This is a genomic window from Streptococcus infantis (assembly GCF_047460875.1).
Taxonomy (GTDB): domain Bacteria; phylum Bacillota; class Bacilli; order Lactobacillales; family Streptococcaceae; genus Streptococcus; species Streptococcus infantis_AA.
Genome location: NZ_JASHFI010000001.1, coordinates 348,424 through 372,956, shown reverse-complemented (window position 1 = coordinate 372,956; position 24,533 = coordinate 348,424). Strand labels below are relative to the sequence as shown.

General features: G+C 40.6%; 24 protein-coding genes and 3 pseudogenes. 23 read left to right on the top strand and 4 right to left on the bottom strand.

Features of this window, described 5'->3' with window-relative positions:
* Position 1 precedes the first annotated feature (1 nt).
* The 3 genes from QM887_RS01845 (at position 2) to QM887_RS01835 (ending at position 3,296) form a co-directional block, all read left to right on the top strand.
* The gene (locus tag QM887_RS01845; RefSeq protein WP_414270233.1) at positions 2-1,282 is read left to right on the top strand and encodes a chloride channel protein; all 1,281 of its coding nucleotides are present in this window, start codon (positions 2-4) and stop codon (positions 1,280-1,282) included.
* 342 nt (positions 1,283-1,624) lie between these two features.
* Positions 1,625-2,335 carry a purine-nucleoside phosphorylase gene (deoD, locus tag QM887_RS01840; protein ID WP_075229123.1) on the top strand — a complete coding sequence of 237 codons (711 nt, stop codon included), beginning with the start codon at positions 1,625-1,627 and terminating at the stop codon, positions 2,333-2,335.
* Between the two features lie 229 nt (positions 2,336-2,564).
* Positions 2,565-3,296 carry an NAD-dependent protein deacylase gene (locus QM887_RS01835; protein WP_075229122.1) on the top strand — a complete coding sequence of 244 codons (732 nt, stop codon included), beginning with the start codon at positions 2,565-2,567 and terminating at the stop codon, positions 3,294-3,296.
* A 367-nt stretch (positions 3,297-3,663) separates the two neighbouring features.
* Here the strand turns inward: QM887_RS01835 and QM887_RS01830 are convergent, their stop codons facing one another.
* The 3 genes from QM887_RS01830 to coaA all read right to left on the bottom strand — a co-directional run bounded on the left by QM887_RS01830 (position 3,664) and on the right by coaA (position 5,465).
* Positions 3,664-4,179 (bottom strand): DNA topology modulation protein, encoded by a 516-nt coding sequence (locus QM887_RS01830; protein WP_414270232.1) that lies wholly within the window; start codon positions 4,177-4,179, stop codon positions 3,664-3,666.
* A 64-nt stretch (positions 4,180-4,243) separates the two neighbouring features.
* Positions 4,244-4,492: a 30S ribosomal protein S20 gene (gene rpsT, locus QM887_RS01825; RefSeq protein ID WP_029689628.1), complete on the bottom strand. Its 249-nt coding sequence runs from the start codon at positions 4,490-4,492 to the stop codon at positions 4,244-4,246.
* A gap of 52 nt (positions 4,493-4,544) precedes the next feature.
* On the bottom strand, positions 4,545-5,465 hold the full coding sequence (gene coaA / locus QM887_RS01820; RefSeq protein ID WP_045763748.1) for a type I pantothenate kinase: 921 nt from the start codon (positions 5,463-5,465) through the stop codon (positions 4,545-4,547).
* A 122-nt stretch (positions 5,466-5,587) separates the two neighbouring features.
* On the opposite strand from coaA, the gene QM887_RS01815 reads away from it, so the two are divergent.
* The 9 genes from QM887_RS01815 (at position 5,588) to QM887_RS01775 (ending at position 13,735) form a co-directional block, all read left to right on the top strand.
* Entirely contained in the window at positions 5,588-5,866 is a 279-nt protein-coding gene (locus QM887_RS01815; protein ID WP_075229119.1) for a 1,4-dihydroxy-2-naphthoate prenyltransferase, read from the top strand.
* A 107-nt stretch (positions 5,867-5,973) separates the two neighbouring features.
* Complete coding sequence (locus QM887_RS01810) at positions 5,974-6,564, top strand: class I SAM-dependent methyltransferase (RefSeq protein WP_142995334.1); 591 nt, start codon at positions 5,974-5,976, stop codon at positions 6,562-6,564.
* A complete protein-coding gene (locus tag QM887_RS01805) occupies positions 6,561-7,844 on the top strand; it encodes a pyrimidine-nucleoside phosphorylase (protein ID WP_414270231.1) in 1,284 nt (427 codons plus the stop codon). Before QM887_RS01810 ends, QM887_RS01805 begins: the two co-directional genes overlap by 4 nt.
* 17 nt (positions 7,845-7,861) lie before the next feature.
* Positions 7,862-8,524, top strand: coding sequence for a deoxyribose-phosphate aldolase (deoC, locus tag QM887_RS01800; RefSeq protein ID WP_414270230.1), 663 nt, complete (start codon positions 7,862-7,864; stop codon positions 8,522-8,524).
* Entirely contained in the window at positions 8,511-8,900 is a 390-nt protein-coding gene (locus tag QM887_RS01795; protein WP_414270229.1) for a cytidine deaminase, read from the top strand. Before deoC ends, QM887_RS01795 begins: the two co-directional genes overlap by 14 nt.
* An 89-nt stretch (positions 8,901-8,989) precedes the next feature.
* Positions 8,990-10,045, top strand: a complete 1,056-nt coding sequence (locus QM887_RS01790) for a BMP family lipoprotein (RefSeq protein ID WP_414270228.1) — start codon at positions 8,990-8,992, stop codon at positions 10,043-10,045.
* Between the two features lie 144 nt (positions 10,046-10,189).
* On the top strand, positions 10,190-11,725 hold the full coding sequence (locus QM887_RS01785; RefSeq protein WP_414270227.1) for an ABC transporter ATP-binding protein: 1,536 nt from the start codon (positions 10,190-10,192) through the stop codon (positions 11,723-11,725).
* A complete protein-coding gene (locus QM887_RS01780) occupies positions 11,718-12,776 on the top strand; it encodes an ABC transporter permease (protein WP_414270226.1) in 1,059 nt (352 codons plus the stop codon). Before QM887_RS01785 ends, QM887_RS01780 begins: the two co-directional genes overlap by 8 nt.
* A 2-nt stretch (positions 12,777-12,778) precedes the next feature.
* The gene (locus tag QM887_RS01775) at positions 12,779-13,735 is read left to right on the top strand and encodes an ABC transporter permease (RefSeq protein ID WP_414270225.1); all 957 of its coding nucleotides are present in this window, start codon (positions 12,779-12,781) and stop codon (positions 13,733-13,735) included.
* A gap of 94 nt (positions 13,736-13,829) precedes the next feature.
* On the opposite strand, the gene plsY is transcribed toward QM887_RS01775, so the two are convergent.
* Positions 13,830-14,471: a glycerol-3-phosphate 1-O-acyltransferase PlsY gene (plsY, locus tag QM887_RS01770; RefSeq protein WP_414270224.1), complete on the bottom strand. Its 642-nt coding sequence runs from the start codon at positions 14,469-14,471 to the stop codon at positions 13,830-13,832.
* 233 nt (positions 14,472-14,704) lie between these two features.
* Here plsY and QM887_RS01765 point away from each other — a divergent pair, with 233 nt between their 5' ends.
* The 11 genes and pseudogenes from QM887_RS01765 (at position 14,705) to parC (ending at position 24,457) form a co-directional block, all read left to right on the top strand.
* Positions 14,705-15,346 (top strand): amino acid ABC transporter permease, encoded by a 642-nt coding sequence (locus QM887_RS01765; RefSeq protein WP_006155687.1) that lies wholly within the window; start codon positions 14,705-14,707, stop codon positions 15,344-15,346.
* Between the two features lie 10 nt (positions 15,347-15,356).
* A complete protein-coding gene (locus QM887_RS01760) occupies positions 15,357-15,986 on the top strand; it encodes an amino acid ABC transporter ATP-binding protein (RefSeq protein WP_320693386.1) in 630 nt (209 codons plus the stop codon).
* A gap of 9 nt (positions 15,987-15,995) precedes the next feature.
* Positions 15,996-16,838, top strand: a complete 843-nt coding sequence (locus QM887_RS01755) for an amino acid ABC transporter substrate-binding protein (protein WP_414270223.1) — start codon at positions 15,996-15,998, stop codon at positions 16,836-16,838.
* Between the two features lie 146 nt (positions 16,839-16,984).
* Positions 16,985-18,928, top strand: a complete 1,944-nt coding sequence (gene parE, locus QM887_RS01750) for a DNA topoisomerase IV subunit B (RefSeq protein WP_320693388.1) — start codon at positions 16,985-16,987, stop codon at positions 18,926-18,928.
* A 49-nt stretch (positions 18,929-18,977) separates the two neighbouring features.
* Positions 18,978-19,520: a hypothetical protein gene (locus QM887_RS01745; protein WP_414270222.1), complete on the top strand. Its 543-nt coding sequence runs from the start codon at positions 18,978-18,980 to the stop codon at positions 19,518-19,520.
* A pseudogene (locus QM887_RS01740) lies at positions 19,510-20,016 on the top strand (aminoglycoside 6-adenylyltransferase); the annotation flags it as partial. The gene QM887_RS01745 and the pseudogene QM887_RS01740, both read left to right, overlap by 11 nt.
* A pseudogene (locus QM887_RS01735) lies at positions 20,009-20,235 on the top strand (hypothetical protein); the annotation flags it as partial. The pseudogenes QM887_RS01740 and QM887_RS01735, both read left to right, overlap by 8 nt.
* Before the next feature lie 63 nt (positions 20,236-20,298).
* A complete protein-coding gene (locus tag QM887_RS01730) occupies positions 20,299-20,673 on the top strand; it encodes a GNAT family N-acetyltransferase (protein WP_414270221.1) in 375 nt (124 codons plus the stop codon).
* A 66-nt stretch (positions 20,674-20,739) separates the two neighbouring features.
* Positions 20,740-20,958: pseudogene (locus tag QM887_RS01725) on the top strand (GNAT family N-acetyltransferase); the annotation flags it as partial.
* A gap of 16 nt (positions 20,959-20,974) precedes the next feature.
* Positions 20,975-21,793 (top strand): aminoglycoside 6-adenylyltransferase, encoded by an 819-nt coding sequence (locus QM887_RS01720; RefSeq protein WP_414270220.1) that lies wholly within the window; start codon positions 20,975-20,977, stop codon positions 21,791-21,793.
* A gap of 186 nt (positions 21,794-21,979) precedes the next feature.
* Positions 21,980-24,457 (top strand): DNA topoisomerase IV subunit A, encoded by a 2,478-nt coding sequence (gene parC / locus QM887_RS01715; protein WP_414270219.1) that lies wholly within the window; start codon positions 21,980-21,982, stop codon positions 24,455-24,457.
* Positions 24,458-24,533 lie beyond the last annotated feature (76 nt).

The window sequence follows — 24,533 nt, the reverse complement described above, 5'->3', positions numbered from 1 at the left end:
CATGGTACATGAGTTGAGGAGGAGTCTTCAGAAGATCCCATATAACCTCAAATTAGTCCTAGCGGTTATCATACTAGGGCTAGTTACAGGTATATTCGGAATTTTGCTCCATTATCTTTTAGAGCTGGTTGAAGGGCTTGCTTTTGGTCAGACAGAGCATAACACTGGATTCTTGACAGATGGTGTTGCCTCATTACGAATAGGCTTCAGTTTAATCATCGTGGGTGTCAGTTCTGCCTTGATCTGGTATTTCTTGCAAAGAAAAGCAAAGATTTTTTCCATCAAAGCGCAGATGAAAGATGAAACATCACAATACAAACTTCATTTTTTAAAACAGCTAGTTCATTCAATTTGGCAGATTATTGCAGTTGGAGGAGGGGCACCTATCGGTAAGGAAGCTGCACCACGGGAGATTGGAGCATTATTTGCAAGACCTATTGCCAATATTTTTTCTATCTCCGTGAAGGACCAAATCTTTCTCATTGCCTGTGGAGCTAGCGCGGGTTTAGCGGCTGTCTATCAGGTTCCGTTAACGAGTGTGTTTTTCGTTTTTGAAACCTTGGGAATTGCTTTATCTGTCAAACGTTTTTTCTTGGTCGGTCTGACTACATATGTATCAGCCTTTACAGCAGGCTTTGTTGTTTCAGATCATGCTCTCTACCAGATTCCAGCTCTGACTTGGTCACTAGGTGATATGTGGCTTGTTCCCTTATTAGTTCTTTTCCTGACTCCACTCGCTTGGCTTTTTAGTCGCTTCAACAAACAAGCTTCTTTAAAGAGAATAAAGGACAAGCGGATACTCTATACTCTGCCTGTAACATTCCTTTTCCTTGTTGGATTGGCTAGCCATTTGCCTCATCTACTTGGTAATGGGCGTATGATGGCTCAGGAAATTTTAAACGGCAGTAATGCCAAGACGGTAATCCTCTTATTTGTCTTGAAAGCCTTGGTCGTTTTAGTCACCCTTTGGGCAGGTGCCTATGGTGGTACCTTGACCCCATCTTTTGCCTTGGGGATGGCAGGAGCTGCACTCTTGACCATGATTTTAGGTAGTGGCAACCAGCCAGCAGTCTTACTATTAGGTTCGGTTTGCTTTTTAGCTGTGACCTTGAAGGCACCCCTATCTGCAAGTGGATTGGTAATGGGGTTCACTGGTCAGTCATTTGAGGCTATACCTTTTCTTTTGGTGACTGCTTACTTGGCATTTGGTTTTGCTAAAATGCTGGACCGAATCCCTTGGGAGAAATACTTACGACCAAAGACAAGGATAATAGAAAATTAATAAGAATACTCTAGTTTTTCTAATCCAAAATATATTTTAAATTTATAATCAATATCATTTAATAAAGAAAGGATGGGTTAACCGTATTTGCTGAACTGAATACGGGCGGAGAACTGTGTAAAAAAGATAAACTGTCTAGCATCTGCGATGCGTCGTCAGTTTCCTATTTTTACTTTGTTCTCCGTCGCCTGTCCTATTAATAAAAAAGAAAGGTAGAGCGTGTGTTCTAATTTGAACACGAGCGGAAAGCTCGGAAAATAGATAATCTGACTGAGAAATCAGGATTTCTCGTCAGATTCCTAATTTTCAGTCGCTTTCTGGTCGCTCTTTGTATCATAAATTATGTCTATCCATATTGCTGCTAAGCAAGGTGAAATTGCTGATAAAATTCTTCTTCCTGGGGATCCTCTTCGTGCTAAGTTTATTGCGGAAAATTTCCTTGAAGATGCTGTTTGTTTTAACGAAGTGCGTAACATGTTTGGTTACACTGGTACTTACAAGGGTCACCGTATATCTGTTATGGGAACAGGAATGGGGATGCCATCCATCTCTATTTATGCGCGCGAGTTGATTGTCGACTACGGAGTGAAGAAATTAATCCGTGTGGGAACTGCTGGTTCTTTGAATGAAGATGTCCATGTTCGTGAATTAGTTTTAGCACAAGCCGCTGCTACCAATTCAAACATCATCCGCAACGACTGGCCTATGTATGATTTTCCTCAAATTGCTAGCTTTGATTTGCTAGATAAGGCTTATCATATTGCCAAAAATCTCGGTATGACAACCCACGTTGGGAACGTTTTGTCATCTGATGTCTTTTATTCAAACTACTTTGAAAAGAACATTGAGCTTGGTAAGTGGGGAGTAAAAGCGGTGGAAATGGAAGCGGCAGCGCTGTATTATCTTGCAGCTCAACATCATGTTGATGCCCTTGCTATCATGACTATTTCAGATAGTTTGGTCAATCCAGATGAGGACACTACAGCAGAAGAACGTCAAAACACCTTCACTGATATGATGAAGGTTGGTTTGGAAACATTGATTGCTGACTAAAGGTAGGCTATATTCAGAATGATTTCTCTTGTTCTCAAAATGATAACCACCAACAATGAATCAATCCTGAAATAGGTAAGAATAAGGAAATTGAAGAAAGCCTAATTGTGTCAAAGGAACGAGACTAGTCAGTTTAATATCTAAATCATAATCAAATGAAGTTGGAAGCCAAGTTGACAAGAAGTCAAGGCTTTCAACTTTTTAACTTGAAAATTCCTAGGAGTACAAAATGGATAAAATTGAACAACTACAAGGTATTATTGATCAAAGTCAGAGAATTGTCTTTTTCGGTGGTGCAGGGGTTTCTACAGAGTCTAATATTCCAGATTTTCGTAGTTCAGATGGTATATATAGTTTGAAACTAGGTCGCCATTTTACTGCCGAGCAACTGGTTTCACGCACTATGTTTGAACGCTATCCAGAGGATTTTTTTGACTTCTACAAAAAGTATCTCCTCTATCCAGATGCCAAGCCGAATTTAGCACATGATTATCTAGCATCGTTGGAAAAAACAGGTAAATTAAAGGCGATTGTGACGCAAAATATTGATAGCTTGCATGAAATGGCGGGTTCTGAAAAAGTTTTGAAACTGCATGGTAGTGCAGATCGTAATTACTGTTTGGGCTGTCATCGCTTTTATGATTTGAATGCATTTTTGGCACTTGAAGGTCCAGTTCCCCACTGCTTAGATTGTGGCAAGGTGGTCAAACCTGATGTGACCCTTTATGAGGAAGCGCTAGATATGGATGTATTTAGTAGAGCAGCTCGAGCCATTCAGCAAGCAGATTTGTTGATCATTGGTGGAACTTCCTTAGTTGTTTACCCTGCAGCTAGCCTAATCAATTATTTTTCAGGATCAAATCTTGTCGTTATCAACAAGTCCAGCACTCCTCAAGATAGCCAAGCTGATTTAGTTATCGAAGGGAAGATTGGAGAAGTTTTTTCTAAATTGAGACAATAAAAAACTGAAAGAAGTAGGACTATACTTCCTTCAGTTTTTTTGTATCATGAACTCAGAAACTATGAACAAGGTTCGCTCCATTCCTCAGGGGATCTCATATTTGATTGATAAATTGATTGAGTTCTTCTTGATTGTTGAATAAAATGAAACAGAAAAGAGGCTGGGACAAAAGTCCTAGCCTCTCAATTGTCGAGCAAGACGCAGTGGTTGAGTGGGCTCTACTACGCTGATTTCATCAGCTTTTACAGCCCTACTCAACTGTGCGGAGGTGGGATGACGAAATCGAATTCTAACGAATTACCGATTTCTGTCCCACTCTCTTTTTTAGTCATTCAGTCCATGCTGACTTTAATGAAATGTTACTCTATCATTTATTTTTAAGAGCTTTCAAGAAACAATCAATCTCTGCTTGAGAATGGAGAATGCGCATCTTTTCTCCGTAAGTATTGTTTAAGTGTTGGTATCTATCCTTAGCATTTTTTGTACGTCCATCCCAGAGAATCCAACGGATAAATTCCCAATTGAATTGCTCGGGGCATCCCTTAGCCATACTTTCTCTCACTTTTCCTCTGTACTTTAAATACCGCTTAAAGGCTCTTAGCAGACAATTCCAAGCAGAGAAGTTTAAAAAGATGATATGGTCAGCTTGCTCCATTCTTTCCTCATAGCAACACCAAGAGTAGTTTCCATCAATGACCCAGTTTTCGTTGTTGGCTAGAAAAGTTTTCATTTCGTTCAGCATCCAGTCGCGGTCACTATCTTGCCACCCTGGCTGAAATTGGAGAGTATCCATATGAAGTTTGGGGGTAGAGTAGTGATTAGCTAGTTTTTCTGCCAGAGTGGATTTGCCTGATCCAGAATATCCAATGATAGCTATTTTCATAATAACCTCCAGAAAATGTGCACAAAAAAAGCTCCGAGGAGCTCATTTTGTATGCAGCTAATGATTAACCAAGTTTAGCTGCAAGACGTGCTTTATCACGGCTAGCTTTGTTTTTGTGGATCAAACCTTTAGTTTCTGCTTTATCGATAGCTGAGCTGGCAGCACGGTAAAGTTCTTCAGATGGGTTTGCTTCAAAAGCTTTGATAGCAGTACGCATAGCTGATTTTTGAGCTGAGTTCTTTTCGTTTTGTTTAACGTTCAATTCAGCGCGTTTGATAGCTGATTTAATGTTTGCCAATGTTCTTACCTCCATTTTTACTAACTATACCATTATATCTGAAAACTTACGTTTTGACAAGGGAAAATTATTTTTTTAAGTAAATTTCATCAATTTCGTGATTTTTAGATTTATGGAGAATGACCTCGGCACGATTTCGTGTCGGTTCAATGTAATTCTGGAGATTGGTTAGGTTGATACTGGTCCAAACTTGGTGGGCAAAATCCTTGACTTCACTAAGAGGAAGTTGAGTGAAACGATAGTAATAGTTACCTGGATCATCTTGAGCAAAGCTCAAAAGTTTTAAGAAACGATCCAAATACCAACTTTCAATATCCTCGACTGCGGCGTCGACATAGATTGAAAAGTCAAAGAAATCAGTAATATAGAGACGGGCATTATGGGGATTTTGGAATACGTTGATTCCCTCAACAATGACAAAATCAGCGGCTTCTACTCGTTGTTTTTGACCAGGGACAATATCATAGATTTCATGGGAATAAACAGGGATATCAACATCCTGCCCATTTTTAAGTTGGTCTAGGAAATTGAGCAAAGCTTCCATGTCGTAGCTCTCAGGAAAACCCTTGCGGTTGAGAATGTCTTGCTCAATTAAGACACTGTTTGGGTATAAAAAACCATCCGTAGTAACCAGTTCAACACTTGCTCCAGGGACTATACGAGAAAGCAAAATTTGCAAGAGTCGACTAGTAGTTGACTTACCTACGGCAACACTTCCTGAAACTCCAATAATAAAGGGCTGTTTTTTGCTCTCTCTTTGAAGGAAAATGCCTTTTGAAAAGGCAAGGTCTTCTTTGGAACGTTTGTAAATCTGAATCAGATGTGCCAGTGGCAGATAGATATCAGTAACATCTTGTAGGCTAATCTGGTCATTGAAACTCTTGATTGAATCTAATTCTTCCTCGGTCAAGGGAGGAGTTGTTTTGCGATGCAAGGATTGCCAAGTTTCGCGGTTTATCTTTTCAAAATGTAAAAATTCGTTGGTCATACTATATCCTCGTTTGATATCTTAGTATACCATATTTTGGAAAGAATGACATCCGACCATTTGAGAAAAAGCACTTTCTTTGTTAAAATATAAGTGGGAAAACCTATAAAGGAGGTGCTAAGATGAAAACGAGATTAAGAGATAAGATCTTGGTTTTGATCAGTCTGTTTGTAGTTGTCTTATGGTTATCACCAAACTGGATTAATTTTTCCTTTTCTATCGGACTTCACTCCTATAACTGGACTATTTTTGTCCTTTTTATTTTATTGCCCCTCATAGGTCTTGGCTACCTTGTGCTAGCATTCTTTGAAAGAAAGTGGTGGCTCTTCTTTTTTGGTTTAGCTTGTATCTTTGCTTTTCCGATTACCATGGCAGTAGGGAGCTTTTTACTAGGGCCCTAATGCTAATCAGAACTTATATTATTTTTGTGGAAATACAACATGATTTAAGGGCTTGATACCTTTGAAAACGATTTACAAATAACTTATTTTTGTGGTAAAATAGAACTATGAGTAAAATGTATTATGCAGAAAATCCAGATGCAGCCCATGATGTTCACGAACTTAGAGTTGAGCTCCTTGGGCAAAAGATGACCTTTTTAACAGATGCTGGTGTCTTTAGTAAAAAAATGATTGACTTCGGAAGTCAGTTGTTGTTAAGATGCCTTGATGTTGAAAAAGGTGAAAAAATTCTTGATGTTGGTTGTGGCTACGGTCCAATAGGCTTGTCTTTGGTTAAGGCTTATGATGCCCAGGCGACTATGGTGGATATCAATAACCGTGCCCTGGATTTAGCCCAGCAAAATGCAGTAAAAAACAAGGTTCAAGCGACTATTTTCCAGTCTAATATTTATGAGCAGGTAGAAGGACAATTTAACCATGTCATTTCGAATCCGCCCATACGTGCAGGCAAGCAAGTAGTTCACGAAATCATCGAAAAAAGTATAGACTTTTTAGTAGACGGTGGAGATTTGACTATTGTCATCCAAAAGAAACAAGGAGCTCCTAGTGCCAAAAGTAAGATGGAAGATGTATTTGGCAATTGCGAGATTGTAAAAAAAGATAAGGGATATTATATCCTTAGAAGTGTGAAAGAATGAGAGCAGTAGATCTAATCCAGAAAAAAAGAGACGGGCAAGAACTTAGTTCGAACGAAATCCAATGGTTGATTGAAGGTTATGTTGCAGGAACTGTTCCTGACTACCAGATGTCAGCTTTTGCCATGGCTGTTTATTTTAAAGGCATGACCACTAGAGAGATTTCTGACTTAACCATGAATATGGTGAAGACAGGTCAGGAATTTGATTTATCCGCTATTGAAGGTATTAAGGTCGATAAACACTCTACGGGTGGTGTCGGTGACAAGGTAACTTTAATTCTAGCACCCTTGGTAGCCAGTTTTGATGTCCCAGTGGCTAAGATGAGCGGTAGGGGCTTAGGCCACACGGGCGGTACTATCGATAAATTAGAATCCATAAAAGGTTTTCAGATTGAACGAAATCAGGATGAATTTATCAAACAAGTTCAAGATATTGGTGTTTCAGTCATTGGCCAGTCCGATCAACTAGTTAAGGCTGATAAGCTTCTCTATGCCCTTCGTGATGTGACGGCAACAGTTGATACTATTCCTTTGATTGCTAGTTCGGTCATGAGTAAAAAAATTGCTGCTGGAGCTGATGCTATCTTACTTGATGTAACAGTGGGTGAAGGTGCCTTTATGAAAACAGTTGACGAGGCACGCCAACTTGCTCAAACCATGGTAAACCTTGGTAAGGCGGTAGGTCGTAAGACAGTAGCAGTTATTACAGATATGAGTCAACCTTTGGGACGCGCCATTGGTAACCGTTTAGAAATCCTAGAAGCACTGGAAATTCTTCAAGGTAAAGGACGTCAAGATATTAGCCACTTTATCTGCGAGCTAGCCCAGATTATGCTATCTTTAGCAAATGTTGAAAAAACTGTCGAGGAAGTAAGGCAACATCTTGAAAACGGTCAGGCACTCAAGAAATTTGAAGAGATGATTCTAGCTCAGGGTGGAGACCTAGAAGACCTCTATCGTCCAGTAAAAGTTGACCATGTAGTTGACATTCCTGCTCAGGAGGATGGTATTATCGCAGAACTTCCAGCCATGGAGTTTGGTCTTTTTGCCATGAGATTGGGTGCTGGTCGTGCAGTTAAAACAGATGCCCTTGACTATGAGACAGGTATCGTCTTTGAGAAGAAAGTGGGAGATTCGGTCAAACAGGGTGAAATTGTCGCAAAAGTATATACAAATGGGAAAATTTCTCCGGAACTAGTTACAGATTTCCAAAATTATGTTAAAATTAAGATAAGTGATGAAGCGATAAAAACACGTGAAATCATTGAAATTATCTCCTAATTTAAGGAAAAAACGAAATGAAACTAAATAAATACATTGATCATACGCTTTTAAAGCAAGATGCTACCGAACAGCAAATCGATCGTTTGTTATCTGAAGCTAAAGACTATGATTTTGCCAGTGTTTGTGTCAATCCTTGCTGGGTTTCACATGCAAAAACTGCACTCGTAGATACTGATGTCAAGGTTTGTACAGTAGTAGGCTTCCCTCTTGGAGCCACAACTTCAGCTGTCAAGGCTTATGAAACCAAAGAAGCAATCCAAAATGGTGCTGACGAAATTGATATGGTTATCAATGTTGGTGCACTCAAATCAGGAAATGCTGCATTAGTTGAGTCAGATATTCGAGCAGTTGTTGAAGCAAGCGGAGATAGACTCGTTAAGGTTATTATCGAGGCTTGTTTGTTAACTGATGAGGAAAAAGTTCTGGCTTGCCAGCTAGCCCAGAAAGCAGGAGCAGACTTTGTCAAGACTTCAACAGGGTTCTCAACAGGAGGAGCTACTTTGCCAGATGTTCAATTAATGCGTCAGACAGTTGGACCTGATATGGGTGTTAAGGCTGCTGGAGGAGCTCGTTCTTATGCAGATGCAGTTGCCTTTGTTGAAGCGGGGGCTACACGTATCGGGACATCTTCTGGTGTAGCAATCTTAAAAGGAGAGTTAGCTGATGGCGACTACTGAGTTGATTGATTTAGCGATTGAAACTAGTAAAAACGCCTATGTACCCTATTCACACTTTCCAATTGGTGCCGTTTTGGTTGCCAAGGACGGAAGTATCTATACAGGGGTTAACATTGAAAATGCTAGCTATCCCTTGACCAACTGTGGCGAAAGGACGGCAATCTTTAAGGCGGTTTCTGAAGGACAACGAGACTTTTCAGAATTGATTGTCTATGGTCAAACTGAAAAACCAATTTCGCCTTGCGGTGCTTGTCGCCAAGTCATGGTCGAATTTTTTAAACCAGATCTAAAGGTGACTCTAGTTGCCAAAGATAAATCGACGGTCGAGATGACGGTCGGGGAATTACTTCCATATTCTTTTACAGACTTGCAATAGTCTGTGTCACTCTCTGAGTGACAAGGTCCTTGTGGCCAATCAATCCATACTTGCAACTTTGTTGCGCATCTTATTTAGGAGGTTCAGTAATGAACAAGAAACAATGGCTAGGCCTTGGTCTAGTTGCAGTAGCAGCATTTGGACTTGCTGCATGTGGTAATCGCTCTTCTCGTAACGCAGCTTCATCTTCTTCTGATGTGAAGACTAAAGCAGCTATCGTTACAGATACAGGTGGTGTTGATGACAAATCATTCAACCAATCAGCTTGGGAAGGGCTTCAAGCTTGGGGTAAAGAGCACAATCTTTCAAAAGATAATGGCTTTACTTACTTCCAATCAACAAGTGAAGCTGACTACGCTAACAACTTGAATCAAGCAGCTGGAAGCTACAACTTGATTTTTGGTGTTGGTTTTGCCCTTCACAACGCTGTTGAAGAAGCAGCAAAAGAACACGCAGATAAAAACTATGTTTTGATTGACGATGTCATTAAAGATCAAAAGAACGTTGCCAGCGTAACATTTGCTGACAACGAAGCAGCTTACCTTGCTGGTGTAGCAGCTGCTAAAACTACAAAAACTAAACAAGTTGGTTTTGTAGGTGGTATGGAATCTGAAGTTATTTCTCGTTTCGCAGCTGGTTTCAAAGCTGGTGTTGAGTCAGTTGACCCATCTATCAAAGTACAAGTTGACTACGCTGGTTCATTTGGTGATGCCGCTAAAGGTAAAACAATCGCTGCTGCTCAATACGCTGCAGGTGCAGACGTTATCTACCAAGCAGCTGGTGGTACTGGAGCAGGTGTCTTCTCAGAAGCTAAATCTTTGAATGAAAGCAAAAATGAAGACGAAAAAGTTTGGGTTATCGGTGTAGACCGTGACCAAGTTGAAGAAGGTAAATATACTTCTAAAGACGGTAAAGAAGCTAACTTCGTGCTTGCTTCTACATTGAAACAAGTTGGAACAACAGTTCAAGATATCTCAAACAAGGCTGAAAAAGGTGAATTCCCTGGTGGTCAAGTTATCGTTTACTCATTGAAGGATAAAGGTGTTGACTTGGCAGTAACTAACCTTTCTGAAGAAGGTAAAAAAGCTGTTGAAGATGCAAAAGCTAAAATCCTTGATGGTAGCATCAAAGTTCCTGAAAAATAAATAAAGGAAGTCATTTCTTAGGAAGCGGCCTGGGGCCGCTTCTTTAAGAATTGGAGCAAATTAATTTTGTCTCAATAGAGCTTGTTAAGATTTCATTTTAACAAGTTTTATTGAAACAAAATAAAACTCTGAAAGGAAGAGCACATGGCACACGAAAATGTCATTGAGATGCGTGAAATTACCAAGGTCTTTGGTGAGTTTGTCGCTAACGACAAGATCAACCTAGAACTTCGTAAAGGTGAGATTCATGCACTTTTAGGAGAAAATGGAGCAGGTAAGTCCACGCTTATGAATATGCTAGCGGGGCTACTTGAACCAACTAGTGGTGAAATTGTAGTAAATGGACAGGTTGTTAAACTGGATTCACCATCGAAAGCTGCTAGTCTAGGGATTGGGATGGTTCACCAACACTTTATGTTGGTTGAGGCCTTCACAGTTGCTGAAAATATCATTTTGGGAAGTGAATTGACCAAAAACGGTGTGCTAGATATTGCTCGCGCAACTCGAGAAATCAATGAATTGTCTGAACGCTATGGTTTGGCGGTAGATCCCTCTGCTAAGGTAGCGGATATCTCTGTCGGAGCTCAACAACGTGTTGAGATTTTGAAGACTCTCTATCGTGGAGCAGACATTCTTATCTTTGACGAACCGACTGCTGTTTTAACACCATCAGAAATTGATGAGTTGATGGCTATCATGAAGAACCTAGTTAAGGAAGGCAAATCAATCATCCTTATTACTCACAAGTTGGATGAAATTCGTGCTGTGTCTGACCGTGTTACAGTTATCCGTCGTGGTAAATCTATCGAGACTGTTGAGATTGTTGGTGCAACCAATGCTGACCTGGCAGAAATGATGGTCGGGCGTTCGGTTTCCTTCAAAACTGAGAAACAGCCAGCTCAACCAAAAGAAGTTGTACTATCTATCAAAGATTTAGTAGTCAATGAAAACCGTGGGGTTCCAGCAGTTAAAAATCTTTCACTCGATGTTCGAGCTGGTGAGATTGTTGGGATTGCCGGGATTGATGGAAATGGGCAGTCTGAGTTGATCCAAGCTATTACAGGACTTCGTAAAATTGAGTCAGGTAGCGTAGAGTTAAAAGGTCAATCTATCTCTGGTTTACATCCTCGTCAAATCACTGAAATGAGTGTGGGACACGTTCCAGAAGACCGCCATCGTGATGGCTTGGTTTTGGATATGATGATTTCAGAAAATATCGCTCTACAAACCTATTACAAAGAACCACTTAGCAAGAATGGAATTCTTAATTACACAAATATCATGTCTCATGCTAAAAAATTGATGGAAGAGTTTGATGTTCGTGCCGCTAGTGAGATAGTACCAGCAGCAGCACTCTCAGGAGGAAATCAACAAAAAGCGATTATCGCTCGCGAAATTGATCGAGATCCTGATCTCCTTATCGTCAGCCAACCAACTCGTGGTCTGGATGTCGGTGCCATTGAGTACATTCACAAACGCTTGATTGAAGCACGTGATAATGGTAAGGCTGTCCTTGTAGTCAGCTTTGAGTTGGATGAGATTTTAAATGTCTCTGACAGAATTGCCGTTATCCACGATGGTAAGATTCAAGGGATTGTGACACCAGAAACAACCAACAAGCAAGAGCTTGGTGTCTTGATGGCTGGTGGTAACTTGGAAAAGGAGAAGAGTGATGTCTAAAAAATTACAACAAATTTCGGTTCCCTTGATTTCTGTTTTCCTTGGAATCTTGCTTGGAGCCATCGTCATGTGGATTTTTGGCTATGATGCCATCTGGGGCTATGAAGAATTGTTCTATACGGCCTTTGGTAGTGTTCGTGGTATCGGTGAAATTTTCCGTGCTATGGGTCCGTTAGTCTTGATCGCTCTAGGGTTTGCAGTTGCAAGTCGTGCTGGCTTCTTTAACGTTGGGCTTCCTGGGCAAGCCCTCGCGGGTTGGGTTCTTAGTGGCTGGTTTGCCCTGACTCATCCTGATATGCCACGTCCTTTGCTGATTCTCGCAACCATTATCATTGCGCTAGTTGCAGGGGGGATTGTTGGTGCGATTCCAGGTGTTCTTAGAGCTTATCTTGGAACATCTGAGGTTATTGTTACCATCATGATGAACTACATTGTTCTTTATGTGGGGAATGCCCTTATCCACCACTTCCCTAAAGATATTATGCAGAGTACTGACTCATCCATTCGTGTTAGTGCCAATGCAACCTATCAGACACCATGGCTTGCTGAGTTAACTGGAAATTCTCGGATGAACATTGGTATTTTCTTTGCTATCATTGCAGTAGCAGTTATTTGGTTCTTGCTTAAGAAGACAACTCTCGGTTTTGAAATCCGTGCAGTTGGTCTCAATCCGAATGCTTCTGAATATGCAGGTATTTCAGCTAAACGCACCATCATCCTATCAATGATTATCTCAGGTGCCCTTGCAGGTCTAGGTGGAGCAGTAGAAGGACTCGGGACCTTCCAAAACGTTTATGTCCAAGGTTCATCATTGGCGATCGGCTTTAACGGAATGGCGGTTAGTCTACTCGCTGCAAACTCACCGATTGGAATTCTATTTGCAGCCTTCTTGTTCGGAGTACTTCAAGTTGGAGCACCTGGTATGAATGCTGCTCAAGTGCCATCTGAGCTTGTAAGTATCGTTACAGCCTCAATTATCTTCTTTGTCAGCGTTCACTACATCATCGAACGCTTTGTCAAACCAAGAAAACAACTTAAAGGAGGTAAATAAGGATGTCGATTACAACAATGTTAACCCTTATGGTTTCTTCAATGTTGATTTACTCAGCACCACTTATTTTCACAAGTATCGGAGGAGTTTTCTCTGAACGTGGTGGAGTTGTTAACGTTGGTCTTGAAGGAATCATGGTCATGGGTGCCTTTTCTGGAGTTGTTTTTAACCTTGAATTTGCTCAAGATTTAGGAGCAGCGACTCCTTGGTTGGCTCTTCTAGTTGGTGGATTAGTCGGAGCTATCTTCTCGCTCATTCACGCAGTGGCTACAATTCATTTCCGTGCTGACCATGTTGTCAGTGGTACTGTGCTAAACTTGATGGCGCCTGCCTTGGCTGTTTTCTTGGTAAAAGTCCTTTATAACAAGGGGCAAACGGACAACTTGGTTCAAACCTTTGGACGTTTTGATTTCCCAGTCTTGGCCAATATTCCATTTCTAGGAGATATCTTCTTCAAGTCAACCAGTTTACTTGGTTACCTTGCAATTGCTTTCTCATTCTTAGCATGGTTTATCCTTTTCAAAACACGCTTTGGACTTCGCCTTCGTTCAGTTGGTGAACATCCACAAGCAGCAGATACTTTGGGTATCAATGTCTACAAGATGAGATATCTTGGAGTTGTGATTTCAGGCTTCCTTGGAGGGATCGGAGGAGCTATCTATGCTCAGTCAATTTCCGTCAATTTCTCAGTTACAACGATTGTAGGACCAGGATTTATCGCTCTTGCAGCTATGATCTTTGGTAAGTGGAATCCTGTCGGAGCTATGCTTTCAAGTCTCTTCTTCGGACTATCACAGAGTTTGGCAGTTATTGGTTCACAACTTCCTTTCTTACAAGGAGTTCCAACTGTTTACTTGCAGATTGCACCATATCTCTTGACCATCGTCGTCCTAGCAGCCTTCTTTGGAAAAGCTGTTGCGCCGAAGGCGGATGGTATCAACTATATCAAATCTAAATAAACACAAACGAGGTTGGGAAAAATCCCGACCTCGTTTTTTAGTATTTGAAATGAAACTCTGGTGAAAACTTCATTTTTTTGTTCCATCATCTTCTCTATTTTTTAGGGTTTTGATGGGTGAGATTTAGCCCCCAAGGAACTAGGTTTTCAGTTTTGTTTTGAATACGATTGATATTATCCTTATGACGTATGATTACAATTCCCGCGAGTGCTATGATAATAAGAGTGAAGAGGAGATCGTAATTACTTAAGATAAAGCCGAAGAGTGGAAAAACTAGAGCTCCCAAAACAGCAGCAAGGGCAGCAGTAACACTAGAGAGAGAAATCATGCTTCCTAGATATAGAGTTCCAAAGAAGACAACTGCTAGATAGAGGCAAAATAGAGGAGCAAATCCGAAAATGACTCCAGCACTGGTTGCGACAGCTTTACCTCCCTTAAATCCTGCAAAAATTGGGAAAGTATGCCCGATTACGGCTAAGAGACCAAAAATTAGAGGAGAGATTCCTTGTACATGGAAGATAAGGGGAAGCAAGGTTGCGATGGTTCCTTTGAAAAAGTCTATCACGAAGGTTGCCATACCCGCTTTTTTACCTAAAATACGGAAGGTATTGGTTGTTCCAGTATTGCCAGAACCATGTTCACGTAAATTTATATTAAAGAAGGCTAGTCCAATCCAAAATCCTGAAGGGATGGAACCCAACAGATAGGCAGAAATTAATAATACTATTGTCATCATGCATCTATTATACCATGAAATTGACGAGAAACGGAAGGAATCTATTCTCATTTTGTGACATCTGAACTATTTGTCTAAGAAGTAAAATAAGAAGTGAAATTTTTCGATAAAAATAGTGATTTTTCTAGAGAATCTGACTATGAAAGATTGGAAATTCATGAAAATTTCAGAAATATTTTGTGTTTATGTTTATTTATGCTATAATAGGAACAATTATTTTTAGGAGGTGGAGTATGTCTTACTTATTTGAGATATTACCTAGTTTATTGAGCGGAGCGACAATGACTTTACAAGTATTTGCACTGGTCTTACTCTTTTCAATTCCTTTAGGTATTTTGGTTGCCTTTTGCTTACAGGTCCATTGGAAACCCCTCCATTACATGATTGATGTTTATATCTGGGTGATGCGTGGGACACCCTTGCTCTTGCAGTTAATCTTTATCTATTATGTTTTGCCAAGTATCGGGATTCGACTTGATCGGGTACCAGCAGCGATTATTGCCTTCACGCTTAATTATGCAGCCTATTTTGCAGAAATATTCCGTGGAGGGATTGCAACGATTCCTCAAGGACAATATGAAGCAGCTAAGGTTTTGAAATTCAAACCTATCGATACCGTCCGCTATATTATCTTGCCTCAGGTCACTAAGATTGTTTTACCAAGTGTATTTAACGAGGTTATGAGTTTGGTTAAAGATACTTCTTTAGTCTATGCACTCGGTATTTCAGATTTAATCCTAGCTAGTCGTACTGCAGCCAATCGTGATGCGAGCTTGATTCCAATGTTTCTAGCAGGAGCCATCTATCTTCTCATGATTGGTATTGTTACGATTATAGCTAAGAAACTTGAGAAAAAGTTTAGCTACTATAGATAGGAGGTTATCCATGTTAGAGTTAAAAAATATCAGCAAAAAATTTGGAAAAAAAGAAATTTTATCCAATTTCAATTTAAAAATTCCTGAAAAGCAGATTTTGGCTATTGTTGGACCTTCTGGTGGTGGGAAGACAACCTTACTTAGAATGTTAGCTGGACTTGAAACCATTGATTCAGGTGAGATTTTTTATAATGGAGAATCCCTACCTTTGGATGAACTTGAAAAGCGTCACTTGTTAGGTTTTGTTTTTCAAGATTTTCAGCTTTTTCCACACTTATCCGTTATGGAGAACTTGATTTTGTCACCCATCAAAACTATGGGGATGTCTGAAGCAGATGCCAAGAAGAAGGCAACCGACTTACTCGCTCGTCTGGGGCTCGAAGCTCACGCAGATGCTTATCCATACTCATTATCTGGTGGTCAAAAGCAACGGGTTGCCTTAGCACGCGCTATGATGATAGATCCTGAAGTGATTGGTTATGACGAACCAACTTCAGCCCTTGACCCTGAGTTGCGTCTTGAGGTTGAAAAACTGATTCTACAAAATCGAGAATTAGGCATGACTCAGATTGTAGTGACTCACGATCTCCAGTTTGCAGAGAATATTGCTGACCAGATTCTCAAAGTAGAGCCTAAGTAGGAGGTGTCTATGAATCGAAAGAAAATCAGCCTTGTTTTTGTATTCTTTATGGCTTTTTTCCTGGTAGGATGCACACAAAAAGCTAGTGATCCCAAAGTCGATAATTGGGACAAATACCAAGAACAGGGAACCATTACCATCGGGTTTGACAATACCTTTGTTCCCATGGGCTTTGAAGAAAAGAATGGGCAATATGCTGGATTTGACATTGATTTAGCACAGGCTGTTTCTGAGAAACTTGGTTTCAAGGTACAGTTTCAACCCATTGATTGGGACATGAAGGAAACCGAACTTCAAAACGGCACCATTGATGCTATCTGGAATGGATATTCAGCGACTGATGAACGCCGTGAGAAGGTTGCTTTTACCATTCCTTACATGGAAAATCAGCAGGTTCTAGTCTCTAAGAAATCTCAGAATATACAATCAGTGTCTGATATGACAGGCAAGGTTTTGGGTGCCCAGGCAGGATCTTCTGGTTATCTAGATTTTTTAGCTCAGCCTGACCTTTTGAAAAATATCGTAAAAGATCAGAAGGCTAACCAATATCAAAGCTTTACTGAGGCCTTGATTGACTTGCAAAATGATCGGATTGATGCTCTTTTAATCGACCGTGTTTACGCAAATTATTATCTTGAAACTGAAGGAATTTTAGACCAGTATGAGATTTTTCCTGCTGGTTTTGAGAGTGAGTCTTTTGCAGTTGGTGTGAGACCAGCTGATAAGACCTTGTTAGCAAATTTGAATAAAGCTTTTGTGGAACTCTATCAAGAAGGTAAATTCCAAGAAATAAGCAAGAAATGGTTTGGTGAAGATGTGACCACAAATCAAATTAAAGGAAAAGAAAACTAAGATTTTTATCTTGGTTTCTTTTTTTGATAGAGATGGTTGATGTTTTTGCTAAAAAGACTTGGGAATAGGCTTTTTAACTAGAAAAACTTTGCAAAATCCTTAGAAAACCTGTAAAATAGAAAAGATGAACAAATAGGAGGTTCCTTGTGTCAAAAAAGGAAATCAATATTAATAATTATAATGATGACGCCATTCAGGTGCTAGAAGGGTTGGATGCGGTCCGTAAACGTCCAGGGATGTATATCGGATCGACTGACGGTGCTGGTCTCCACCACCTAGTCTGGGAAATCGTCGATAATGCGGTCGATGAAGCCCTATCTGGATTTGGTGACCGGATCGATGTGACCATTAATAAGGACGGAAGTTTGACAGTTCAAGACCACGGACGTGGAATGCCGACTGGAATGCACGCTATGGGAATTCCAACGGTTGAGGTTATCTTTACCATCCTTCACGCCGGAGGAAAATTCGGTCAGGGTGGTTATAAGACATCAGGAGGTCTCCACGGGGTTGGATCTTCTGTCGTCAATGCCCTCTCTAGTTGGTTAGAGGTAGAAATTACTCGTGATGGAGCAGTTTATAGACAACGTTTTGAAAATGGTGGGAAGCCAGTAACAACTCTTGAAAAGGTTGGAACGGCACCTAAGTCTAAGACAGGTACCAAAGTGACCTTCATGCCAGATGCCAGTATCTTTTCTACGACAGACTTTAAGTACAATACTATTTCAGAGCGTCTCAATGAGTCAGCTTTTCTCTTGAAGAATGTAACCTTGTCATTAACAGACAAGCGAATAGATGAAGCAATCGAGTTCCATTATGAGAATGGGGTACAGGACTTTGTTTCTTACCTCAATGAAGACAAGGAAACCTTGACGCCAGTTCTATACTTTGAAGGGGAAGACAATGGTTTCCAAGTAGAAGTAGCCCTCCAGTATAATGATGGCTTTTCAGATAACATCTTGTCCTTTGTCAATAACGTCCGTACCAAAGACGGTGGAACGCATGAGACAGGACTTAAGTCAGCCATCACCAAGGTTATGAATGACTATGCACGCAAGACGGGGCTTCTCAAGGAAAAAGATAAAAATCTTGAAGGTTCAGATTACCGTGAAGGATTGGCGGCCGTTCTTTCTATCTTGGTTCCTGAAGAACATCTTCAGTTTGAAGGACAGACTAAGGACAAACTAGGAAGTCCACTAGCTCGTCCAATCGTTGACAGTATTGTTGCTGAAAAACTGACCTTCTTCCTTATGGAAAATGGGGAATTAGCTTCAAATCTGATTCGTAAAGCCATCAAGGCGCGTGATGCCCGTGAAGCAGCACGAAAAGCGCGTGATGAGAGCCGAAATGGCAAGAAAAACAAAAAAGATAAGGGCTTACTTTCTGGTAAATTAACGCCAGCCCAGTCTAAAAATCCAGCTAAGAATGAACTCTACCTAGTCGAGGGTGATTCTGCCGGTGGATCTGCCAAACAAGGACGTGATCGTAAGTTTCAGGCTATTTTGCCTCTTCGTGGTAAGGTGATCAATACAGCCAAGGCCAAGATGGCAGATATCCTCAAAAATGAAGAAATCAATACCATGATTTATACCATCGGTGCTGGTGTTGGGGCAGATTTCTCTCTTGAAGATGCTAACTATGACAAAATCATTATCATGACCGATGCGGACACCGATGGTGCCCACATTCAAACCCTTCTCTTAACCTTCTTTTATCGCTACATGCGTCCACTAGTCGAGGCAGGACATGTCTATATCGCCCTTCCGCCTCTTTACAAGATGTCCAAAGGCAAAGGCAAGAAAGAAGAAGTAGCCTACGCTTGGACGGATGGCGAGCTAGAAGAACTCCGTAAACAATTCGGCAAAGGCGCTACCCTACAGCGCTACAAGGGGCTTGGTGAGATGAATGCGGACCAACTCTGGGAAACAACCATGAATCCAGAAACTCGTACCCTCATCCGTGTTACGATTGAAGACTTAGCACGCGCCGAACGCCGTGTCAATGTTCTCATGGGCGACAAGGTCGAACCACGTCGTAAGTGGATTGAAGATAATGTCAAGTTTACATTGGAAGAAGCGACTGTGTTTTAAGTAAATCTTCCTCCTTCAAAATCTTAGCTCTTTAAAAGAGGTGTAAATCATGATCAGTTTATTGTTTGATACTCCTTTTCTTGTGATAGTCTTGGTACTAGGCGCAGTTACGTATATGATTGCTAAACCAGGAAAACCTGAAAAAATTCGCTTTCTTGAATTTTTACTATTAACTATAGTAACCACAGGTGTCTTTTTATTTGATAATCCTTTAAGGTCTAATCCTTATGCAGGTTTGCTCTTCTATGTTTTTGACTTTTATATTTTCACACCAGTGAGCCTTGCTTTTGGATTCACAGCTATTTATAAGAGCAATAAACATCTCAAACATTATCCTAGTAGTTACTCAAAATTTCTAAGGCTAAATGCTTGGTTTTTAGCAATATTTTCAGTTATTAACTTCCTCTTTTTAATGCTGACTGAAGAAATGGGAATTATCTTGTTGCTACCACTTTTTGGAATCAGTTCAATTATCCAATTTATAGTCGGAGAGTTAGAGAGAAAAAGAATTCAGAAGCTTCTTCAGCAAAGAAAAGAAGATGCTGATATTCAGAACATAGAGACCACTGAGGAAGAACCACATGAGAACTGACCAGGAAATACTTGGACTGATTTTACAAATAGCTAAAAAATTACAGGTTGATGCTGTGGCACTATCTGGTTCACGTACAAACCCAAAGGTTCAAACAGATGAATTTCAAGACTATGATCTTGTCTATGTAGTAGATGACATAGACAATCTAACGAGTGACCTTTCTTGGCTGGACCAGTTCGGCAAACGTATCATCGAGCAACATAATATCTTAGGCAACCGTCGTCTCTATCTCATGCTATTTGAAGATGGCAATTGGATTGATTTAACCCTCTGCCCCAAAGACCACATTCAAGAGTGGGTAGAAAGCGAAGCGGATTTCACGGTGCTAGAGGATCCTAAGGGCTTGTTTGTGCCTCACTCTCCCAGTCCAGAGCGCTTCTGGACAAGTCCAGCTAGTGAGACGGATTTTGAAAAATCTTATAATGAATTTTGGTGGGTGTCAGCCTACGTGGTCAAAGGAATTTGTCGCAAGCAAATCATCTATTCGACTGACTGAGCTCAAGGGCAAGGCTCCCAGCCAGAATAAGACCGTCCGCCTCAAGCTACAAGAAATCTATGACTTCCTTGTGGATTTTACTGCAATCAACGCCTAGCTTATCCAGATAAAAAGCAGTATGTCGATCTCCGTGATCATCTCAACGCTATTCGTAGTCGCTATAAAAAACGCAAGCCAGCTAAGAAGGCGAGGGAAGAAGCGACGAAGAGCAACTAGAATATAACTAAATTTGAGTTGAAAAAATGTTAGTGGTCGCATCGGATTTGAAAGGAGTAGAAAATGATAATCAGACCTGCAAGCACAAAAGATTGTCAAGCTATTTATAGCCTTTATCAAAATGAAAAATGGCTTTCTTTTACAGAGGAAAAAGTGACATCTCTATTTTCAACAAATCTGTCTCATTACTTGGTGCTTGAAGAGGACCAGAAAATCCTTGGCTTTGCCCGTTATCTGACGGATGAAGTGATGACGACCTTTTTGGCTGAGATAATTATTGATAAATCCCACCGTAGAAAAAGACTGGGACAGCAGCTGATTGAGGAGATCCACAAAAAATATCCTTTGACACGGATTGAATTAATATCTGAAGCAGATGAATTTTATCGGTCAATAAGTTTTAAGCCTGTTGGTACAGGATTTAGAAAATCTGAATGAAAGGAGACAGCCAATGACGCTTGACAACAAACTGGGTCTGACAGATTCGCTTGAACTAGCCAAGATGGTTATGCGACGGAGGCTGCCCAAGCCTGTCTAGACTTTGCTTTTCAGCAAGCTGGCTTGTCAGAAGTTTACTCTTTTACATCCTTACTCAATCAACTTTCGCAAAAAGTCATGCAAAAACTGAGCATGGAATTTGTCAAAGAATTTGATAATGAAAAAGCTCCAGCAGACAGTCCGCTTTATAGACATGTCCTCTACAGAATCAAGAGTTTCCACTAAAAAGGCAGGTATTCCCATGAGAACTGAAACTGAAATGATGAATCTGATTTTACAAATAGCTGAAACTTTAAAAGTCGATGCTGTTGCTCTATCGGGTTCTAGAACAAATGAGCAAGCTCCAAAAGATGAGTTTCAGGATTACGACGTAGTCTATGTCGTATATGACATAGACAATCTAACGAGTGACCTTGCTTGGTTGGACCAGTTTGGCAAACGTATCATCGAGCAAGAGGTTACTCTAGGACATCGCCGTCTTTATCTCATGCTTTTCGAAGATGGGAATCACATTGATCTAACCCTCTGTACTAAAGATCATATCAACGAGTGGGTGGATAGTGAGGCAGAATTCATAGTTTTAGTAGATGAGAAGGGCTTGTTCGAGTCATATTCTCCAAGTCCAGAGCGTTTTTGGATACATTCAGCTAGTGAGACGGATTTTGAAAAATCTTATAATGAATTTTGGTGGGTGTCAGCTTACGTGGTCAAAGGAATTTGTCGTAAGCAAGTCATTTATGCAACGGACCATCTCTACGGTATTTGTCAGCAAGAACTTTTGAAAATCTTAGCTTGGCAGGTCGCAAGAGATAGAGGAGTAGTCGACATCGGTAAGAACTACAAGTACCTCTTTAACTACTTGCCTGTTGAGAAGGAGAAGGAATTCTCAAATCTACTTGATTTCTCAAGTTTAGACAAAATCACTCAGTCTTTATTAGCAACTATACAACTTTTCCAACAAGAAGCTCAATATCTTGCTCAAAAGATGGGCTTTAAGTATGAAAAAGAAGTGGCTGAGAAGATGATGAGGTATGCTGAGGTAAACCTTCTAAATCACTAAGAAAATAAAGAACACAATTCAAAACTTTAAACTACAGAAAGGATAGTTTGGTTACTAGAGGTAACTGAACACGGGACTAAGACTTGGAAAAAAAGATAAATCGCCTTGGGTTCATCGAACCCTGCATCGATTTCCTATTTTTCTACAGAAATTTTCGCCAGGCCGAAACGTCCCTTTGTATCTTATATGAGTAATATCCAAAATATGTCCTTAGAGGACATCATGGGAGAGCGCTTTGGTCGCTACTCCAAGTACATCATTCAAGACCGGGCTTTGCCAGACATTCGGGATGGATTGAAGCCGGTTCAACGTCGTATTCTTTATTCTATGAATAAGGATGGCAATACTTTTGACAAGAGCTACCGTAAGTCGGCCAAGTCTGTCGGGAACATCATGGGTAATTTTCACCCACACGGAGATTCTTCTATCTATGATGCCATGGTCCGTATGTCTCAGGACTGGAAAAACCGTGAGATTCTAGTTGAAATGCACGGAAACAACGGTTCCATGGACGGAGATCCACCTGCGGCTATGCGTTATACGGAAGCTCGTTTATCAGAGATTGCAGGCTACCTTCTTCAAGATATCGAGAAAAAGACAGTTCCCTTTGCTTGGAACTTTGACGATACTGAGAAAGAGCCAACTGTCTTACCAGCAGCCTTTCCAAACCTTTTAGTCAATGGTTCAACAGGTATTTCAGCTGGTTATGCCACAGATATTCCACCGCATAATTTGGCAGAGGTTATCGATGCGACAGTCTATATGATTGATCACCCAACTGCTAAGGTTGAAAAGCTCATGGAATTCTTGCCTGGGCCAGACTTTCCTACAGGAGCGATCATCCAAGGTCGTGACGAGATCAAAAAGGCCTATGAAACTGGTAAGGGTCGCGTGGTCGTTCGTTCCAAGACTGAAATTGAGAAGTTAAAAGGTGGTAAGGAACAAATCGTTATCACTGAGATTCCCTATGAGATTAATAAGGCTAACTTAGTCAAGAAAATTGATGAAGTCCGTGTCAATAACAAGGTGGCAGGTATTGCTGAGGTTCGAGATGAGTCTGACCGTGACGGTCTTCGCATTGCTATCGAACTCAAGAAAGATGCAAATACAGAGCTTGTTCTCAACTACCTTTTCAAGTATACTGACTTACAAATCAACTACAACTTCAACATGGTTGCGATTGACAATTTCACCCCTCGTCAGGTTGGAATTGTGCCTATCTTATCTAGCTATATTGCCCACCGTCGTGAGGTCATCTTGGCACGTTCTCGCTTTGACAAGGAAAAGGCTGAAAAACGTCTCCATATTGTGGAAGGTTTGATTCGTGTCATCTCTATTTTAGATGAAGTCATTGCTCTTATCCGTGCTTCTGAGAACAAGGCTGATGCCAAAGAGAACCTCAAGATCAGTTATGATTTTACTGAAGAGCAGGCTGAAGCTATTGTTACCTTGCAACTATACCGTTTGACCAATACAGACGTAGTTGTCTTGCAGGAAGAAGAAGCAGAACTTCGCGAAAAAATTGCTATGCTCGCGGCTATCATTGGTGACGAACGGACTATGTACAATCTCATGAAAAAAGAACTTCGTGAGGTCAAGAGACAGTTTGCGACACCTCGTTTGAGTTCTTTAGAAGATACAGCAAAAGTGATCGAGATTGATACAGCTAGCCTTATCGCAGAGGAAGATACCTATGTCAGCGTGACGAAGGCCGGCTATATCAAGCGTACTAGCCCTCGTTCTTTCTCAGCTTCAACCTTAGAAGAAATTGGTAAACGGGATGATGACCGATTGCTATTCGTTCAATCTGTCAAAACTACTCAACACCTTTTAATTTTTACAACGCTTGGGAATGTCATTTACCGACCAGTCCATGAATTAGCAGATATTCGTTGGAAGGATATCGGAGAGCATTTGAGCCAGTCTATTACAAACTTTGAAACCAATGAAGAAGTGCTCTATGTAGAAGTTGTTGATCAATTTGATGATGCGACAACTTATTTTGCAGCAACACGACTTGGACAAATCAAACGGGTAGAACGCAAAGAATTCTCTCCATGGAGAACCTATCGTTCTAAATCTGTCAAGTACGCTAAGTTGAAAGACGATACTGACCAGATTGTTGCAGTAGCTCCGATTAAATTGGATGATGTTCTGTTGATCAGTCGAAACGGTTATGCCCTCCGCTTTAACATCGAAGAAGTACCAGTTATCGGTGCCAAAGCTGCAGGGGTCAAAGCCATGAATCTCAAAGCAGATGATGTGATACAAGCAGCCTTTATCTGCAATACATCTTCTTTCTATCTTTTAACGCAACGTGGAAGCTTGAAACGTGTTTCAACAGAGGAAATTCCAGCAACCAGTCGTGCCAATCGTGGCCTTCAAGTCTTGAGAGAATTAAAGAGTAAACCCCATCGCGTATTCTTGGCTGGAGCGGTCTCAGAACAAGGATTTGTTGGAGATCTCTTTAGTACAGAAGTAGAAGATGGAGAACAAACACTTGTTATTCAATCAAATAATGGAACGATTTACGAATCAATCCTACAAGATTTGAATCTATCAGAACGTACAAGCAATGGAAGCTTTATCTCAGATAGCATTTCTGATGAAGAAGTTTTTGATGCTTATCTCAAAGAAATCTTTAAAGAAATCAAAGAAAATTAAAAATCGGTCCTAGTGACTGATTTTTTATAAGTAAAATTTTCAGAAAATTACAAATAATACTTGAATTTTTAGGAGA

Coding starts and splice junctions, on each gene's coding strand:
- QM887_RS01845 (WP_414270233.1), top strand. CDS start 2: ATGGTACATGAGTTGAGGAGGAGTCTTCAGAAGATCCCATATAACCTC.
- deoD (WP_075229123.1), top strand. CDS start 1,625: ATGTCTATCCATATTGCTGCTAAGCAAGGTGAAATTGCTGATAAAATT.
- QM887_RS01835 (WP_075229122.1), top strand. CDS start 2,565: ATGGATAAAATTGAACAACTACAAGGTATTATTGATCAAAGTCAGAGA.
- QM887_RS01830 (WP_414270232.1), bottom strand. CDS start 4,179: ATGAAAATAGCTATCATTGGATATTCTGGATCAGGCAAATCCACTCTG.
- rpsT (WP_029689628.1), bottom strand. CDS start 4,492: ATGGAGGTAAGAACATTGGCAAACATTAAATCAGCTATCAAACGCGCT.
- coaA (WP_045763748.1), bottom strand. CDS start 5,465: ATGACCAACGAATTTTTACATTTTGAAAAGATAAACCGCGAAACTTGG.
- QM887_RS01815 (WP_075229119.1), top strand. CDS start 5,588: ATGAAAACGAGATTAAGAGATAAGATCTTGGTTTTGATCAGTCTGTTT.
- QM887_RS01810 (WP_142995334.1), top strand. CDS start 5,974: ATGAGTAAAATGTATTATGCAGAAAATCCAGATGCAGCCCATGATGTT.
- QM887_RS01805 (WP_414270231.1), top strand. CDS start 6,561: ATGAGAGCAGTAGATCTAATCCAGAAAAAAAGAGACGGGCAAGAACTT.
- deoC (WP_414270230.1), top strand. CDS start 7,862: ATGAAACTAAATAAATACATTGATCATACGCTTTTAAAGCAAGATGCT.
- QM887_RS01795 (WP_414270229.1), top strand. CDS start 8,511: ATGGCGACTACTGAGTTGATTGATTTAGCGATTGAAACTAGTAAAAAC.
- QM887_RS01790 (WP_414270228.1), top strand. CDS start 8,990: ATGAACAAGAAACAATGGCTAGGCCTTGGTCTAGTTGCAGTAGCAGCA.
- QM887_RS01785 (WP_414270227.1), top strand. CDS start 10,190: ATGGCACACGAAAATGTCATTGAGATGCGTGAAATTACCAAGGTCTTT.
- QM887_RS01780 (WP_414270226.1), top strand. CDS start 11,718: ATGTCTAAAAAATTACAACAAATTTCGGTTCCCTTGATTTCTGTTTTC.
- QM887_RS01775 (WP_414270225.1), top strand. CDS start 12,779: ATGTCGATTACAACAATGTTAACCCTTATGGTTTCTTCAATGTTGATT.
- plsY (WP_414270224.1), bottom strand. CDS start 14,471: ATGATGACAATAGTATTATTAATTTCTGCCTATCTGTTGGGTTCCATC.
- QM887_RS01765 (WP_006155687.1), top strand. CDS start 14,705: ATGTCTTACTTATTTGAGATATTACCTAGTTTATTGAGCGGAGCGACA.
- QM887_RS01760 (WP_320693386.1), top strand. CDS start 15,357: ATGTTAGAGTTAAAAAATATCAGCAAAAAATTTGGAAAAAAAGAAATT.
- QM887_RS01755 (WP_414270223.1), top strand. CDS start 15,996: ATGAATCGAAAGAAAATCAGCCTTGTTTTTGTATTCTTTATGGCTTTT.
- QM887_RS01745 (WP_414270222.1), top strand. CDS start 18,978: ATGATCAGTTTATTGTTTGATACTCCTTTTCTTGTGATAGTCTTGGTA.
- QM887_RS01730 (WP_414270221.1), top strand. CDS start 20,299: ATGATAATCAGACCTGCAAGCACAAAAGATTGTCAAGCTATTTATAGC.
- QM887_RS01720 (WP_414270220.1), top strand. CDS start 20,975: ATGAGAACTGAAACTGAAATGATGAATCTGATTTTACAAATAGCTGAA.
- parC (WP_414270219.1), top strand. CDS start 21,980: ATGAGTAATATCCAAAATATGTCCTTAGAGGACATCATGGGAGAGCGC.